General features: G+C 71.2%; 14 protein-coding genes and 1 pseudogene. 7 read left to right on the top strand and 8 right to left on the bottom strand.

What is annotated here, in order from left to right:
- Positions 1-102: 102 nt before the first annotated feature.
- Together ACFYXB_RS20685 and ACFYXB_RS20680 are read left to right on the top strand one after the other, a co-directional pair.
- A complete protein-coding gene (locus ACFYXB_RS20685) occupies positions 103-2,001 on the top strand; it encodes an FAD/NAD(P)-binding protein (RefSeq protein WP_389584281.1) in 1,899 nt (632 codons plus the stop codon).
- A gap of 127 nt (positions 2,002-2,128) precedes the next feature.
- The gene (locus tag ACFYXB_RS20680; protein ID WP_389584278.1) at positions 2,129-2,755 is read left to right on the top strand and encodes a DedA family protein; all 627 of its coding nucleotides are present in this window, start codon (positions 2,129-2,131) and stop codon (positions 2,753-2,755) included.
- Between the two features lie 18 nt (positions 2,756-2,773).
- On the opposite strand, the gene ACFYXB_RS20675 is transcribed toward ACFYXB_RS20680, so the two are convergent.
- The gene (locus ACFYXB_RS20675) at positions 2,774-3,004 is read right to left on the bottom strand and encodes a DUF2277 domain-containing protein (RefSeq protein WP_351356724.1); all 231 of its coding nucleotides are present in this window, start codon (positions 3,002-3,004) and stop codon (positions 2,774-2,776) included.
- A 96-nt stretch (positions 3,005-3,100) separates the two neighbouring features.
- Between ACFYXB_RS20675 and ACFYXB_RS20670 the strand changes: the two genes are divergently transcribed.
- Positions 3,101-4,003 (top strand): ketopantoate reductase family protein, encoded by a 903-nt coding sequence (locus tag ACFYXB_RS20670; RefSeq protein ID WP_389584275.1) that lies wholly within the window; start codon positions 3,101-3,103, stop codon positions 4,001-4,003.
- Between the two features lie 75 nt (positions 4,004-4,078).
- Complete coding sequence (locus ACFYXB_RS20665) at positions 4,079-4,411, top strand: hypothetical protein (protein ID WP_389584273.1); 333 nt, start codon at positions 4,079-4,081, stop codon at positions 4,409-4,411.
- 27 nt (positions 4,412-4,438) lie between these two features.
- Here ACFYXB_RS20665 and ACFYXB_RS20660 read toward each other — a convergent pair whose 3' ends face one another.
- A complete protein-coding gene (locus tag ACFYXB_RS20660) occupies positions 4,439-5,458 on the bottom strand; it encodes a peptidoglycan-binding protein (protein ID WP_389584271.1) in 1,020 nt (339 codons plus the stop codon).
- Between the two features lie 192 nt (positions 5,459-5,650).
- Between ACFYXB_RS20660 and ACFYXB_RS20655 the strand changes: the two genes are divergently transcribed.
- On the top strand, positions 5,651-7,705 hold the full coding sequence (locus tag ACFYXB_RS20655) for an MDR family MFS transporter (protein WP_389584270.1): 2,055 nt from the start codon (positions 5,651-5,653) through the stop codon (positions 7,703-7,705).
- On the opposite strand, the gene ACFYXB_RS20650 is transcribed toward ACFYXB_RS20655, so the two are convergent.
- From ACFYXB_RS20650 to ACFYXB_RS20640, 3 genes are all read right to left on the bottom strand, one after another.
- Positions 7,698-8,216 carry a GNAT family N-acetyltransferase gene (locus tag ACFYXB_RS20650; protein WP_389584268.1) on the bottom strand — a complete coding sequence of 173 codons (519 nt, stop codon included), beginning with the start codon at positions 8,214-8,216 and terminating at the stop codon, positions 7,698-7,700. The genes ACFYXB_RS20655 and ACFYXB_RS20650 overlap by 8 nt on opposite strands.
- Before the next feature lie 2 nt (positions 8,217-8,218).
- Complete coding sequence (locus ACFYXB_RS20645; protein ID WP_389584266.1) at positions 8,219-8,848, bottom strand: dihydrofolate reductase family protein; 630 nt, start codon at positions 8,846-8,848, stop codon at positions 8,219-8,221.
- A gap of 88 nt (positions 8,849-8,936) precedes the next feature.
- Entirely contained in the window at positions 8,937-9,347 is a 411-nt protein-coding gene (locus tag ACFYXB_RS20640; RefSeq protein ID WP_351356708.1) for a DUF1992 domain-containing protein, read from the bottom strand.
- Positions 9,348-9,446: 99 nt separating this feature from the next.
- Here ACFYXB_RS20640 and ACFYXB_RS20635 point away from each other — a divergent pair, with 99 nt between their 5' ends.
- Complete coding sequence (locus ACFYXB_RS20635) at positions 9,447-9,839, top strand: hypothetical protein (protein ID WP_389584263.1); 393 nt, start codon at positions 9,447-9,449, stop codon at positions 9,837-9,839.
- 16 nt (positions 9,840-9,855) lie between these two features.
- On the opposite strand, the gene ACFYXB_RS20630 is transcribed toward ACFYXB_RS20635, so the two are convergent.
- Both ACFYXB_RS20630 and ACFYXB_RS20625 read right to left on the bottom strand, forming a co-directional pair.
- Entirely contained in the window at positions 9,856-10,527 is a 672-nt protein-coding gene (locus ACFYXB_RS20630; RefSeq protein ID WP_351356703.1) for an O-methyltransferase, read from the bottom strand.
- A gap of 153 nt (positions 10,528-10,680) precedes the next feature.
- A pseudogene (locus ACFYXB_RS20625) lies at positions 10,681-11,391 on the bottom strand (MFS transporter); the annotation flags it as partial.
- A 312-nt stretch (positions 11,392-11,703) separates the two neighbouring features.
- Between ACFYXB_RS20625 and ACFYXB_RS20620 the strand changes: the two are divergent.
- Positions 11,704-13,761, top strand: coding sequence for a bifunctional glycosyltransferase 87/phosphatase PAP2 family protein (locus ACFYXB_RS20620; protein ID WP_389584260.1), 2,058 nt, complete (start codon positions 11,704-11,706; stop codon positions 13,759-13,761).
- 39 nt (positions 13,762-13,800) lie between these two features.
- Here the strand turns inward: ACFYXB_RS20620 and ACFYXB_RS20615 are convergent, their stop codons facing one another.
- Entirely contained in the window at positions 13,801-14,970 is a 1,170-nt protein-coding gene (locus ACFYXB_RS20615; protein ID WP_389584258.1) for a steroid 3-ketoacyl-CoA thiolase, read from the bottom strand.
- Positions 14,971-15,142 lie beyond the last annotated feature (172 nt).

Here is a 15,142-nt window from a genome sequence, read left to right as displayed (position 1 = left end):
GCGCGTTGGCTTACGTGGTCGGCGGCGGCATGATGAGGCGGGCCGTCCGCTTACGGCGGACGGTTTGCTGCCAAGCGCCCCACACGCCCGGGAGTCTCCCCTTTGTCTGTACCGACCGAGGAATCCGCAGTCGTCTCCGTCGCCCTGGTCGGCGCCGGCCCGCGCGGCACCAGCGTCCTGGAACGCCTCTGCGCGTCCGCACCGGAACTCCTCCCGCCCGGCGTCCGGCTGACCGTCCACGTGGTCGACCCGGCGCCGCCAGGGCCGGGCCGGGTCTGGCGCACCGCGCAGTCGCCGGAGCTGCTGATGAACACCGTGGCCGGTCAGGTCACCCTGTTCACCGACGACAGCGTGGACTGCTCGGGCCCGATCCGGCCCGGCCCGAGCATGTACGAGTGGGCGGGTGGTGAGCTGGGCCCGGACGACTACCCGACCCGCGCGCACTACGGCCGTTACCTGGAGTGGGTGTTCGCGGATCTGCTGGACCGGGCGCCCGAGGCCGTACGCGTCGAGACGTACCGGACCCGTGCCGTCCGGCTCGCCGACGACCCGGACGGGCAGCAGATACTGACGCTCGACGACGGCCGGACGCTGACCGGCCTGACGGCCGTGGTCCTCGCGCAGGGCCACCTGCCCGTGGTCACGGACCGCACGCAGCGGGACCTGGCCGCCTACGCCGCCCGGCACGGTCTGCGCCATATCCCGCCCGCCAACCCGGCCGACGTCGACCTCTCCCCGCTCGCGCCCGGCGAACCGGTGCTGCTGCGCGGCCTGGGCCTGAACTTCTTCGACCACCTGGCCCTGCTGACCACCGGCCGCGGTGGCCGCTTCGCCCCGGCTGCCGACGGCACCCTGCGCTACACGCCGTCCGGCAACGAGCCGCGCCTGTACGCGGGTTCGCGGCGCGGGGTGCCGTACCAGGCGCGCGGCGACAACGCGAAGGGGCCGTACGGCCGGCACACCCCGCTCGTGCTCACGCCGGAGGTGATAGCGGGCTTCCGCAAGCGCGCGGACTCGGGGGAGGCGCCGGACTTCCGGGCGGAGATATGGCCGCTCGTGGCGAAGGAGGTGGAGGCGGTGTACTACGACACGCTCATACGCCGCCCCGACTTCGCCGACCGCTTCCTCGCCGTCCCCCACGGCGACCCCCACGAGGCGCTGCTGCTCGACGAGTTCGGGGTCGCGGAGGCCGGCCGCTGGAGCTGGGAGCGGATCTGGCGGCCGTACGGGGGACGGGAGTTCACGGACCCGGGGCAGTGGCGCGAGTGGCTGCTGGCGTATCTGCGCGAGGACGCCGCGCAGGCCGCCCTCGGCAATGTGGACGGACCGCTGAAGGCGGCGCTGGACGTGCTGCGGGACCTGCGCAACGAGATACGGCTGATCGTCGACCACGGCGGCCTGTCCGGCGCCTCCCGCCGCGACGACCTGGACCGCTGGTACACCCCGCTCAACGCCTTCCTGTCCATCGGCCCGCCCCGCCGGCGCATCGAGGAGCTGGCCGCGCTGGTGTCGGCGGGCGTGGTGACGGTGCTCGGGCCGCGGTTGGACGTGCGGGAGGCGGACGGGGCCTGGGTCGCGCACTCGCCGGACGTGCCCTGCTCCGCGGTGCGCGTGACGGGGCTGGTCGAGGCCCGGCTTCCGGAGCCGGACGTGCGGCGCACCGCCGACGAACTGCTCGCGGGGCTGCTGGCGGCGGGGGAGTGCCGGCCGCACGTCGTGGACGGTTACGAGACGGGAGGGCTGGACGTGACAGAGCGGCCCTACCGTCTGGTCGACGGCCAAGGTCGCCCGCACACCCGCCGGTTCGCCTTGGGGGTGCCGACCGAGGGGGTCCACTGGGTGACCGCGGCGGGGGCCCGACCGGGTGTGGATTCGGTCACACTTTCGGACGCCGACGCGGTGGCGAGAGCGGTTCTCCGTGCGGCCGCGGCCGAGGCCGGGACGGGGCCGCGAGTGGAAGCGGAACCCTGGGCAAATGTTGAACTTGCAAGCATTGACTAGGCAATTTGTCGATGTTCCATGCTTGTTTGGCGACTTCTCGATTCTCCACAGCCCCCTGTGACCCTCCCGTCACACCCCCGGCGTACGCTGTCTGGCTGTCATCGGGGGAGCAACGGGGGGAGTCGTCTTGCTGGAGAGCGTGAGGTCGCTGACCGCCGGCCCATGGATCTACGCCATGGTGGCCCTTTCGGTCCTCCTGGACGTCTTCCTGCCCGTGCTGCCGAGCGGCGTCCTCGTGATCACGGCGGCCACCGCGGTGGCGGCCGGTTCCGGCGCGGCGACGGGTAACGTCCCGCACCAGGTGCCGGACATCGTTTTCCTGATCCTCTCCGCGGCCACCGCATCCGTCCTCGGCGACCTGGTGGCGTACCGGCTGGCCTGGCGCGGCGGGGAACGCCTGGACCGGGCGATCGCCCGCTCCCGCCGTCTCACCACGGCGCAGGAACGACTCGGCGTGGCCCTCGCCCGGGGCGGCGGCGCGCTGGTAGTCCTCGCCCGTTTCGCCCCGGCCGGGCGTTCGGTCGTCTCCCTGTGCGCGGGCGCCGCGCACCGCCGCGCCCGTGACTTCCTGCCCTGGTCGGCGCTGGCCGGCCTCTCCTGGGCCGTCTACAGCGTCGCCCTCGGCTACTTCGGCGCGCAGTGGCTGGGCGCGACATGGCTGGCCACGGGGGTGTCGCTCGTGGCGCTGTTCGCGGCGGGCGCGGGCGCGACGTACCTGATGCGGCGGGAGCCGGAGACGTCGGAGGCGTCGTAGTCCTCCGGACCGCGGCTGTTATCCGGCCCCTCGTACGGCCTGCCCTCGGATCTCCAGCCCGCCGAGCAGCTCGGCCGTGGCCTGCGCCACCGCGTCGACCGCTCGCTCGAAGACCTCCTGGTTGTGGGCGGCGGGCGCCCGGAACCCGGAGACCTTCCGCACGTACTGCAACGCGGCGGCCCTGATCTCGTCGTCCGTGGCCTCGGCTTCCAGCACGGGCGGACGAAGTGTCTTGATGCTTCGGCACATGTTCCCAGTCTCCCCCAGGCCCGGTTGTCCCTGCGATGATCCTGTCCGAGGCGGCCACCGTCCCCGGGGCCGACCGACGAGAGGAACAAGTCCATCATGGCGAACGACGAACTCACCGTGGCCGTCCTGGGCCCCGGCGGCATCGGCGGACTGCTGGCCGCGCTGCTCTCCCGCGCCGGGCACCGGGTGATCTGCCTGGCCGGAGACGACACGGCCCACACGCTGCGCACCGCCGGAATCCGCGTCCGCAGCGGCCTTTTCGGCCACTTCACCGCCCCCGTCGAGGCGGACACCGAACTGCGCGAACCCGTCGACGCGTGCCTGGTCGCCGTCAAGCACACCGCGCTCGACGCGGCGCTCGCCCGCGTGCCGTCCACGGTGCTCGGCGACGGCCTCCTCGTACCGTTCCTGAACGGCGTCGAACACCCCGAGACCCTGCGTGCCCGCCACCGCCCCGACCTCGTGGCCCCCGCCGTCGTCCGCGTCGAGTCGACCCGCCTCGCCCCCGGCGTGATCGAACACGGCAGCCCCTTCGCCGAGATCGACCTGGCCGGTGACCGGGTCCCACGCCCCCGCCTCGACGCCCTCGCCACCGCCCTCGACGCGGCCGGCCCCGCCACCCGGGTCACCGAGGACGAGACGGCGACGCTGTGGGCCAAGATGGCGTTCCTCGCCCCGTTCGCCCTGCTCACCACGCGCTACGGACTGCCCCTCGGCGACGTACGCACGCGGCACCGCGAGGAACTGGCGTCCCTGGTGGCCGAGACGGCGGCGGTCAGCCGGGCCAGCGGCGCCCCCACGGACCTGTCCCGGGCCCTGGCCCGGTACGACGCCTTCCCGCCCCCCACCAAGTCCTCGATGCAGCGCGACGCGGAGGCGGGCCGCCCGCTCGAACTCGACGCCATCGGCGGCGCGTTGCTGAGGGCGGCCGACCGGCACGGCGTACCCGTGCCGGTGACCTCACGCGTCGTACGGGAGCTGCGGGCGGCAGGGCACTGAGGCGCCGAGCACTCGTTCGCATGAACCTCGGGAACGAACTCGCCTCCCAAAATCGAACAGGCGTAGCATTGCCGCGTGGCTGAGACCTATGACTTTCCGAGTGACCTCCTCGCCGGTCAGGAGGAGCTGCATCAGGTCCGGGCCGAGCTCTCGGCCCTGCTGAAGCGACTGCCCTGGTCGGTGGAACCGCTGGACGCGTTCAGCGACACCCAGGGCTGGCGCAAGGTGGAGCGCCCGGCCTCGCCGGGCTGGACGGCCGACGAGCAGGCAGAGGTGGAGAAGCTGCGGCAGCGGGAGCACGAGCTGGCCGTGTTCGTGAGCGGGCACCGCTTCTGGGCGGAGGTGACGGGGGCCGAGCGGGTGGAGGCGCGGATGAGGCTCAAGCACGCGCACCAGGACGCGGGCTGACCCCGGTCCACCGCTTCCTCCGTGGCCCTACGGCTCTGACGTCTCCGACTCCAGGCTCGCCCGCGTGGCCGCCCCGTAGACGCCGAGTTCGTCGGCTGTGACGCCCCGGGACCATTGGTAGCTGCGTACGGCGTTCTCCGTGCGGTTGTCGTAGTTGCCGTTCGCGTTGCCGAAGAAGAGGTTCACCTGGGCCAGGCGGATCTGGAGTTCCTTGACGTCCGGGCCTTGGTCGCCGCGGCGCAGCACCGGGGCGGGGGCAGACGGGGCCACCGCCGTCGTGCTGGTGAGGCTCGCCGTCTGGGTCGGCTGCGTCGAGCGGGACGCGGTGGGGGACGGGGATGCGCTCGGCCCTGTGGTCGAAGGGGTTGGGGAGGAGGAGGCCGGGCCGGCGGACGTGGGCGCCGGGGCTGCCGAGGCGTGCGTCGCGGAGGCCGGGGCCGAGGCCGCCTCGGTCGTCGTGTCGGGCACGCTCTGCCGTAGCTCCTGGGGTGCGGCTCCATCGCGGGTCGGCGTCTCGTAGGAGAGCATGCCGCTCGCGAAACCGGCCGCCGTGAGGCCCGCCACGGCCACTCCGGCCACGGAGAGCAGCAGGGGGCGGCGGGAGCGGCGTCGCGGCCTCCCCGCGGCCCCCTCAGGGCCGCCGTCGTACGGTTCCGCCCCGTCGTGCTCGAACAGGTTCAGGTCGGTCGTGGCCGGCTCGGACGCCGAGGGGGCCATGGGTGCGGAGAGCGCGTCGGCGGGTACGGCACGCAGCGCCATGGTGGCCTCGGCGGCACCCTCCCCCGCCTTCTCCACCGAGGACTCCGCCTCCGCGTACGGCTCCAGCTCCACGTACGGCCGAATCCGCAGCGGGTCGAAGTCCTCCGCCGCTGCCGCCTCCGCCGTGCGCGTGTCACGCAGGGCGTCGGACGCCTCGCGGTTGCAGGCGCACGCCGGTGTGTTGTCCGCGGCACGTGGTGTGCCGCATTGAGGGCAGCGCGTACCCCCTTGCTCGTTCTGCTGGTCCAGCTGGTCCTGCTGGGCCTTCTGGTCGTTCTGGTCCGTCACGATGTCGTCCCCTCCCCTCGCGTCCCCCCGCGAGCTTCAGAGATTATCCAGACCTCCCACACAACTCGTTCGCAAGCCCCCCGGAATCCCGGCTTCCGTGCGGCGTTCCAGCGGGCCCCAATCGGACTCGACAGGCCATAACCCACCAGACCCTCCACGATGGAAGATGTCCACGAGAGCCCGGGAGGTCTCATGGCCCTGGACACGCACGCCGGCACGCAGGAGGGGGAACGCGTCTCCGGCAACGTCCTCGTCTCGATCGGCGCCCTGCTCCTCGGACTGCTGCTCGCCTCACTCGACCAGACCATCGTGTCGACCGCGCTGCCCACGATCGTCAGTGACCTGGGCGGGCTCGAGCACCTGTCCTGGGTCGTCACGGCGTATCTGCTGGCGTCCACCGCGGCGACCCCCCTGTGGGGCAAGCTCGGCGATCTGTACGGCCGCAAGAAGCTGTTCCAGACCGCGATCGTCATCTTCCTGATCGGCTCCGCGCTGTGCGGCATGGCGCAGAACATGCCGCAGCTCATCGGCTTCCGGGCGCTGCAGGGGCTCGGCGGCGGCGGGCTGATCGTGCTGTCGATGGCGATCGTGGGGGATGTCGTGCCGCCCCGGGAGCGCGGGCGGTACCAGGGGCTCTTCGGGGCCGTCTTCGGCACCACCAGCGTGCTCGGGCCGCTGCTCGGCGGGCTGTTCACCGAGCATCTGAGCTGGCGCTGGGTGTTCTACATCAACCTGCCCATCGGCGTCGTCGCCCTCGCCGTGATCGCCACCGCCCTGCGCATCCCGCGCAAGTCCGCCCATCACGTCATCGACTACCTCGGCACCTTCCTGATCGCCGCGGTCGCCACCTGCCTGGTCCTGGTCGCCTCCCTCGGCGGGACGACATGGGCGTGGAGCTCCCCGCAGATCATCGGGCTCGCCGTCCTGGGCGTCGTACTGGCCGTCGTCTTCGTCGCCGTCGAGGGCAGGGCCGCCGAACCCGTCCTCCCGCTCAAACTCTTCGGCATCCGCACCTTCAGCCTCGCCGCCGTCATCAGCTTCATCATCGGCTTCGCGATGTTCGGCGCGATGACCTATCTGCCGACCTTCCTCCAGGTCGTCCACGGCGTCTCCCCGACCATGTCCGGCGTGCACATGCTGCCGATGGTGGCGGGCCTGCTGCTGTCCTCGACCGTCTCCGGGCAGATCGTCAGCCGCACCGGCCGCTGGAAGGTGTTCCCCATCGCCGGTACGGCCGTCACGACCATCGGGCTGCTCCTGCTCCACCGGCTCGACGAGCACAGCTCCACCGCCGAGATGAGCACGTACTTCTTCGTGTTCGGCCTCGGCCTCGGCCTGGTCATGCAGGTCCTCGTCCTCATCGTGCAGAACGCCGTCTCCTACGAGGACCTGGGCGTCGCCACCTCCGGCGCGACCTTCTTCCGCTCGATCGGCGCCTCGTTCGGCGTCGCCATCTTCGGCTCCGTCTTCGCCGGGCGCCTCGCCGGCGAACTGACCGCCGCCTTCCGGGGCGTACACCTCCCGGCAGGCCTCACGCCGGCCGCGCTCAAGTCCGACCCGCGCGGCATCGCCTCCCTGCCGCCCACGCTGCGCCCGGCGGCCCTGCATGCGTACGCCGTGTCGATCACCGACGTCTTCCTCTACGCCGCTCCGGTCGCCCTCCTCGGCTTCGTCCTGGCGTGGTTCCTGAAGGAGGACCGGCTGCGCGGCTCGGTGACGGCGCCCGACGTGACGGAGACGCTGGCCTCCAACCCGGTCCAGCGGTCCTCGTACGACGAGTGCGCCCGCGCGCTGTCCCTGCTCGGCACCCGCGACGGCCGGCGGGAGGTGTACCGGAAGATCACCGAGCGGGCCGGGTACGACCTGCTGCCAGTGACGAGCTGGCTGCTGCTGCGGATGCGCAGATACGGCTCGGTGGAGCCCGGTGTGCTCGCCGAGCGCGCTCTCGTCCCGCTGAACGTGATCCTCGACGGCGCCCGCCAGATCGAGGAGCGGCACCTGGGCGTGCGTGAGGGCCTCGACCTGATCCCGACCGAGCAGGGCAGCCAGGTCGCCGAGCGGCTGGCGTGGGCCCGCGAGGAGTCTCTGGCCGAGTTGCTGGGCGACTGGTGGGGCCCGGACCGGCCCACCGACCTGACCCGCCTGGTGAAGGAGCTGACGGACGAGATGTGCGGCGCGCAGAGCGAGCAGCCGCAGGACGACGGCGCGAGCGCGTCCCGAACGGCACGGACCGCCAAGGTCAGTTGACGGCTTGGGGCGTCAACAGTTCCTTGCGGAACCAGTGTTCGGCGTAGACGTCGTCGTTGTGCGGCTCGGTCTCCGTGTAGCCGAGCCGGGCGTACAGGGCGCGGGCCTCCACCAGGTCGTCCCGGGTGTCGAGGACGATCCGGTTCGCCCCCAGGGCGCGGGCGGCGTCCTCGGCGGCGGCCACCAGGAGCGCAGCGCCGCCCTTGCCGCGCAGCTCCTCGCACACGAAGACGCGGGTGAGTTCGGCGGTGTCCGCGTTCAGGAGCCGTACGCCCGCGCTGCCGCCCGGAGTGCCGTCGTACCGCCCGATGAGCAACCGCCCGCCGGGCGGGGCGAGTTCGGCACCGGCGCGGGCGGCGATCGCCCGCTCCAGCTCGGCCGGGTCGGTGCGGTGCCCTTCGTGCAACAGGTACCAGCGGTCGCTGACCTCGGTGTAGTACGCCCGCCACAGCGCGGCGGCGACGGGGGAGTCGAAGGGCTCGGGGGCGATGGTCCAGGTCATGAACGCCATTGTCAGACAGGCGTGTCGACCCGGCGCAAGCGAATATGGGTGACCTCAGGGGAGTCCAGCACCTGCGTCTTGCGCCACTCGATGTGCTCGTGACCCACGTCGTCGAAGAGCCGCCGGCCGCCGCACGCCAGCACCGGCACGACGTGCAGGAGCAGTTCGTCGAGCCACCCGTTGCGGATGAACTGCTGCACCAGATCCGCGCCGCCCGCGAGCGACACCTCCTTGTCACCGGCCGCCTCCCGGGCCAGCTCCAGCGCCCGCTCGGGCCCCTCGGTCACGAAGTGGAAGGTGGTGCCGCCCTTCTTCACGACCGACTCGCGCGGATGGTGGGTGACGACGTACACCGGCAGGTGGAAGGGCGGCTCCTCGCCCCACGGGATCTCGCCGGTGACGTACATACCGTGCCCCATCACCACCGCTCCCGGCCGTTCCACGAACTCGGCGAGCAACTCGTCGTCCCAGCCGCCGGCGCCGCCTTCAAGCCCCTGCATCCGCCGGAACGTCCGCAGCCCGAACACCCACGAATGCAGCCGCTCCCCGCCGACGCCCAGCGGATGCTCGCGCCCCGACAGCGGCCCCGCGATGTACCCGTCCAGCGACATCGCCAGGCGCGCGATGACCTCACCACTCATGACAGCCTCCTCGGTACGGGCCCTCACCGGCCCTCTCACCCATGCGTCGACCGGGACACGGCCGATTCGACACACGGCACCGGGAAACTCAGAGGCTGCCTTCCTGCCGCCGTCTCCACTCCCGTACGACCTCCTCGACGTCGTACGGCTTCTTTCCCAGCGGCGGGCCGGGCGGTGGCTTGAACATCATGTCGCGGATCTTCACGTTGACGTCGGTGATGATCTTCCGCGCGATGCGCTCCGATGGGGCCGCGTACGCCGCCGCGAGCGCGTCCTCCGCCTCCTTGCGCAGGGCCAGCCCGGGCGGCAGGACCGTGAGCCCCTCGCGCGCCATCTTCCGCCTGATCCACCACAGTTCGTCGTACGACGTGTCGGTGCCCGGTGGCAACGGCTCACCCGCTCCCGCCAGCCGGTCGAACTCGCCGCGCCGCTGTGCGTCACGGATCTGTTTGTCGACGAAAGACTCGAACGGGACGCCCGGTGGCTTTCGCTCGGTCATGAGTCCATTGTGCCGGACGCGACGGGGCCGGGCGTTTTATCATTCGGCGGCGGTGGGCCAAACCGGCCGCCGTACCAGGATGTTTCAGGGGGAGCGCACGTGCTCGAACTCACCATGGCCACCGTCTCCGGGGCGGACGCGGGTGCCACGGCCGGCATGCTCATGGCCGACGCGCCCAGCGATCCGGGCGCCGTGCTGCGGGTCGGCCGGGACGGGTCCGTGTGCCGGCTGAAGACACCGGACGACTGGCTGTTCGTCTCCCGCGTCCACCTGGAGTTCCTGTGCGGGACCGACGGCGTCTGGCAGGTGACCTGGCTGCGCGGATCCCAGCCCGAGCCGTCCTCCGAGGTCCGGCTGACGGTCGGCGAGTACGCGCAGCCCCTCGTCTACGGCGGCAGCGTGCGGCTGCCCCGGGGCGGTTCGGGCGAACTCGTCATCGTGGACCGCGCCGCACCGCGCACCGTCAACGTGGGCTTCTATCACGAGATGTGACAGCCGCCGGGCAGTGTCATGCCAGCACCCGGGCCAACGCGAAACCGTCGTAGCCCTTGCTGCCCACCGTCTGCAGTGCCGTGCCGCTGAGCCTCGGGTGGGTGGCGATCATCTCGATGGCGGCGCGGGTGCCGCGGACGTCCGGCTCGATGCTCTCGGAGTCGACCACTCGGCCGCCCCGCACGACGTTGTCCACGACGATCAGGCTGCCCGTGTGCGTCAGCTTCAGCGCCCACTCCACATAGTGCGGGTTGTTCGCCTTGTCGGCGTCGATGAAGACCAGGTCGAACGGGGCCGGGTTCTCGTCGGCCAGCTTCGGCAGCGACTCCAGGGCCGGGCCGACCCGCACCTCGACGACCTTGTCGAGTCCGGCGCGGGCGATGTTTCGGGTGGCGATCTCGGCGTGCCGGGCGCTGTACTCGAGTGAGATCAGTCGGCCGTCGGTCGGCAGGGCGCGGCCCAGCCAGATGGTGCTGTAGCCGCCGAGCGTGCCGATCTCCAGGATGTGCCGGGCGTCCTGAATCTGGGCAAGGAGTTGCAGGAACTTGCCCTGGTTCGCCGTGACATTGACGTGCGGCAGCTCGGCGGCCTCACTGTCGCGCAGACATGCCTGGAGCGCCTCGTCGTCGGGCGAGAGGTGCGTGGTGAAGTAGAAATCGACGTCGTCCCAGACCTGCGACCCGCTCATTGCGCTCATGCCTTTCCGTGTCCCTCACTGGTCGAGTACCCCGATTCCGCCGGTGGCGGAGGGCAGCCATCGCCAGTGTCCCCCCGACGCTCACAAGCCACGCCGGTATCCCAGCGGCTGGTCCTCGTGGATCACCTCTGCGACGAGGTTGGCTCAGACCTGCTCCACGGAAGGGGCCGACCCCGGCAGCGGGCGGCCCGCCGACTCCGCCATGCGCCACACCGCGAAGCCGCCGATCACGGCCGCCGCCATCATGTAGTAGGCGGGCATCATCATGTCGCCTGTGGCGCCGATCAGGGCCGTGACCACCAACGGAGTCGTGCCGCCGAACAGGGAGACCGAGACGTTGAAGCCGATCGAGAGCGAGCCGTAGCGGACCCTGGTCGGGAACAGGGCCGGCAGGGCCGCGGGCATCGCCGCCGTGAAGCAGACCAGCAGCAGACCGAGGGCGCCCATACCGAGGGCGACCGCGAGCAGGCTGCCCTGGCGGATCAGCAGCAGGGCGGGCACGGACAGCAACAGGAAGCCGGCGCAGCCCGCCGCGATCACCGGGCGGCGGCCGATCCGATCCGTCAGGGCACCGGCGAACGGCTGCACGATCGTCATCAGCGTCATCAGCGTCATCAGCGTCATCACGCCGAGCACCACGAGCAGGCCGTGCGTCTCGTCGTACTTCAGCTCACTGGTGAGGTAGCTGGGCATGTACGACAGCAGCATGTAGTCGGTGACGTTGAAGACCAGGATCAGGGGCACGCACAGCAGGAGGGCCCTCCACTGGCCCGCGACCATCTCGCGCAGCGGGACCTTCGGGCGGTTCGACTCCGCCTTCTCGACCTCCGCCGCAAACGCCGGGGTCTCCTCGACGGGGACAGGGACACGGCCCGCGCCAGGGCGGCCCGAAAACTGACCATAGGGGGACGACCCTCGCTGACGTGACGTATCCAGGTGGATGCATAGTGCAGCCAAACCGCGCTTGCGCAGGCACGTATGTCCGCCTCCATACCTGTTTTCGGACACCGCGCTGTGATCCATCTCGCGCTGGACGGGGGCAACCGCACCGCCCCAGCACTATCGTCTTCCGGACAAAAGGCGAGCGGACGTCAGGTGAAGCGCGGGTTGCCTGCGTCTCTCACCGGGGGGACGTGCGGGACCGACGGGGCGGGAGGCCGGCGAGGCGTGGCGAACGCGGAGCACAGCGGGCGAGCGGCGGAAGTTTTCGGGGGTACGACGGCCGGGACACGTCTCGGGGCGGCCCGGCTCGGACTGTGGGCGGTGGTCGCCGTCCTTGTCGTACGGCAGATGACCGCCGTCCTGAGCACCCCCAGCGGAGAACGGCTCACGGACCTGGAGACCTGGGTCGGCCCCAACGGCGTCCTGCACGTCACGGGCTCGCTCTACGACTCCACCCGCTTCACCGGCACCCCCTTCGCCGGCCTGGTCCTCAAGCCGCTCACCCGCTCCGCCGAGCAGGCCCTCGGCTGGGGCTGGACCTTCGGCACGCTGCTCCTGGTCGTCGCGCTCGGGGTGGTCGCCGCCCGGGCCCTGCCTCAGCCCGTCAGCCGCCGCACCTCGCTGCTCGCGGCGCCGGTGGCGATCAGCCTGCTGATGCTGTCGCTGCCGGTCCGCAACACCCTGTGGCTGGGCCAGACGAGCATCATCCCGGTCCTCCTGGTCCTGCTCGGCTGCTTCGCCGTACGCGGCGAACGGGCCGGCGGCCTGTGCATAGGCGTGGCGGCCGCCCTCCAGCCCACCGTGCTCCTCTTCATCCCGCTGCTGTGGCTCACCGGCCGCCGCCGGGCCGCCGCGTCCACCGCCGGCACGTTCGCCGCGGCCACGGCGCTCGCCTGGGCCGCGATGCCGCACGACTCGTACACCTACTGGGTCCACCACATGGCCGGCGTGGGCCTCGGCGGCAAGGCCGACGACCTCGCCAACCAGTCCCTGCACGGCGCCCTGCTCCGCCTCGGCCTCACCGGACCTCTGGAGATAGCCCTCTTCCTCCTCCTGGGCGCGACCGTCGCCGCCCTCGGCCTGCGCCGCGCCGTGCGCTACGCGCAGGACGGCCAGCTCCTGCTCGCCGTGGCGATCACGGGCTGCGCGGCGGTCGCGGTCTCACCGACCACCTGGCAGCACCAGCTCCTGTGGGTCCTGCTCGCGGTCGTGGGCCGGGTCGGAAAACGAGCCTCGGACCGCTACGTCTGGCCGGTCGCCGTGCTCCTGGTGACCACCCTCCCGGCGAAGATGATGCTCCCGAACATGCCGGTGGTGTACCCGCTCAGGGACAACATCGTGCTGCTGGCGGCGCTGGCGGCGGCGACGCTGGTGCCGTTCCTGTCCCGCGAGTCGCCGTACTACCAGACCCCGATCCCGACGGAGTACGCGGAGCCGGTGCCTGCCCGCTTCCGCCGTGTCCCCCTCCTACCCTCCCTTCGCCGGGTGTTGACGCGCCCGAACCTCCTCCTGGAGCTGCTGCTGATCCGCGTCACCTACGCCGCGTACCAGAAGGTGCGGCTGGCGGCCGGCGGCAGCGACGAGGCGGGCCGCGCGACGGCGGAACACCACGGCAACCAGCTCCTCGACCTCGAACGCTTCCTGCACGTCGACATCGAGCACGCGGTGAATCACGCGGTGGTGAAGGTCGACTGGCTCCGCGCCTTCTTCGACTTCTACTACGAGTCGTTCCACTTCGTGGTCCCGCTGACCGTGCTGGCCGTCCTCTACTGGCGTCGCCCGGTCGACTACCGCTGGGCCCGCTCGTCCCTGGGCTTCGCGACACTCCTCGCCCTGGTCGGCTTCTGGCTCTTCCCCCTCGCGCCGCCGCGCCTGATGTCGACGCTCGGCATCATCGACACGGTCCACGGAGTCCAGGACTTCTCCAAGCCGGACTACGGCACGCTGACGGAACTTACGAACCAGTACGCGGCGATGCCCTCACTGCACTTCGGGTGGTCGCTGTGGTGCGGGGTCGTCATCGCGGTGATGGCGCCGAGGTGGTGGATGAAGGCGCTGGGGTTGTTGCACCCGCTGTTCACGGTGTCGGCGATCGTGGCGACGGGCAATCACTGGGTGCTGGATGCGGTGGGCGGTGCGGTGGTCGTGGGCGCCGGCTTCGGCTTGTCGTACGTCTTCCAGGGGCCGCGGGCGAGGACGGTCACGGCACTGACGGCGACCGAGGAGGCACGTCCAGTGCCCGTTGGCTACGAGACTCCAAGAATCCCGCAGGCCCCCGGCTAGCCTTCCGGCCGGAGGCCTTCACGGAGTTTCTCGGTTGGACTACAGCCGCTGAATGATCGTCCCGGTAGCCAAGCCGCCACCCGCGCACATCGTGACCAGCGCGAACTCCTTGTCTGCGCGCTCCAGTTCATGAAGTGCCGTCGTGATGAGCCGGGCCCCGGTGGCTCCCACCGGGTGCCCGAGCGCGATGCCACCGCCATTCACGTTGACCTTCTCCAGGTCCTGTTCGAAGACCTGGGTCCAGCTCAACACCACTGATGCGAAGGCCTCGTTGATCTCGACGAGGTCGATGTCCTTCAGGGTCATGGCCGCCTTGCCGAGGACCGCCATCGTGGCGTCGATCGGGCCGTCCAAGTGGTAGTGCGGGTCGGCGCCGACCAGGGCCTGCGCCACGATCCTCGCCCTCGGCTTCAGCTTCAGCGCTCGCGCCATCCGTTTCGACGCCCACATGATCGCCGCCGAACCGTCCGAGATCTGCGACGAGTTGCCCGCCGTATGGATCGCCGTCGGCATCACCGGCTTCAGCCGGGCCAGCGCCTCCATGGACGTGTCGCGCAGACCTTCGTCCTTGTCGACCAGGCGCCACATGCCCTGACCGGCGTGCTGCTCCTCCTCGGTGGTGGGGACCTGGACCGCGAAGGTCTCCTTCTTGAAGCGCTCCTCCGACCAGGCGACGGCCGCCCGTTCCTGGGAGAGAAGTCCGAGTGAGTCGACGTGCTCGCGCGTCAACCCCCGCCGCCGCGCGATCCGTTCCGCCGCCTCGAACTGGTTCGGGAGGTCCACGTTCCACTCGTCCGGGAACGGCTTCCCCGGCCCGTGCTTTGAACCCGACCCCAGCGGCACCCGCGACATCGCCTCGACGCCGCAGCTGATCCCCACGTCGATCACGCCCGCCGCGATCATGTTGGCCACCATGTGCGAGGCCTGCTGCGAGGAGCCGCACTGGCAGTCGACGGTCGTCGCCGCCGTCTCGTACGGCAGCCCCATCGTCAGCCAGGCCGTACGCGCGGGGTTCATGGACTGCTCGCCGGCGTGGGTCACCGTGCCGCCGACGATCTGCTCGACGCAGTCGGCGGGGATGCCGGTGCGGCCGAGAAGTTCACGGTAGGTCTCGCCCAGGAGGTAGGCGGGATGGAGGTTGGCGAGCGCGCCGCCGCGCTTGCCGATGGGGGTGCGTACGGCTTCGACGATCACGGGTTCCGCGGCCATGGGGGGCTTGTCCTCTCCTCGGTCACCCGCGCGGCGCGGGGGCGTCCCGGCCCGGCCCGCCACGCAGAACTAGAACGCGTACTAGTTCTGTCAGCAGTCTGCTGACACCGCGTCCATAACCGCAAGAGTGGTGCATGAATTGGGGGCTCCGTGCCCCTTGCGACTTGTAGAA

Source organism: Streptomyces sp. NPDC002619 (assembly GCF_042889305.1).
In the GTDB taxonomy this organism is placed as follows: Bacteria; Actinomycetota; Actinomycetes; order Streptomycetales; family Streptomycetaceae; genus Streptomyces.
Note: the sequence above shows the minus strand (reverse complement) of the source record. Positions and strands in the feature narration are given on the sequence as shown.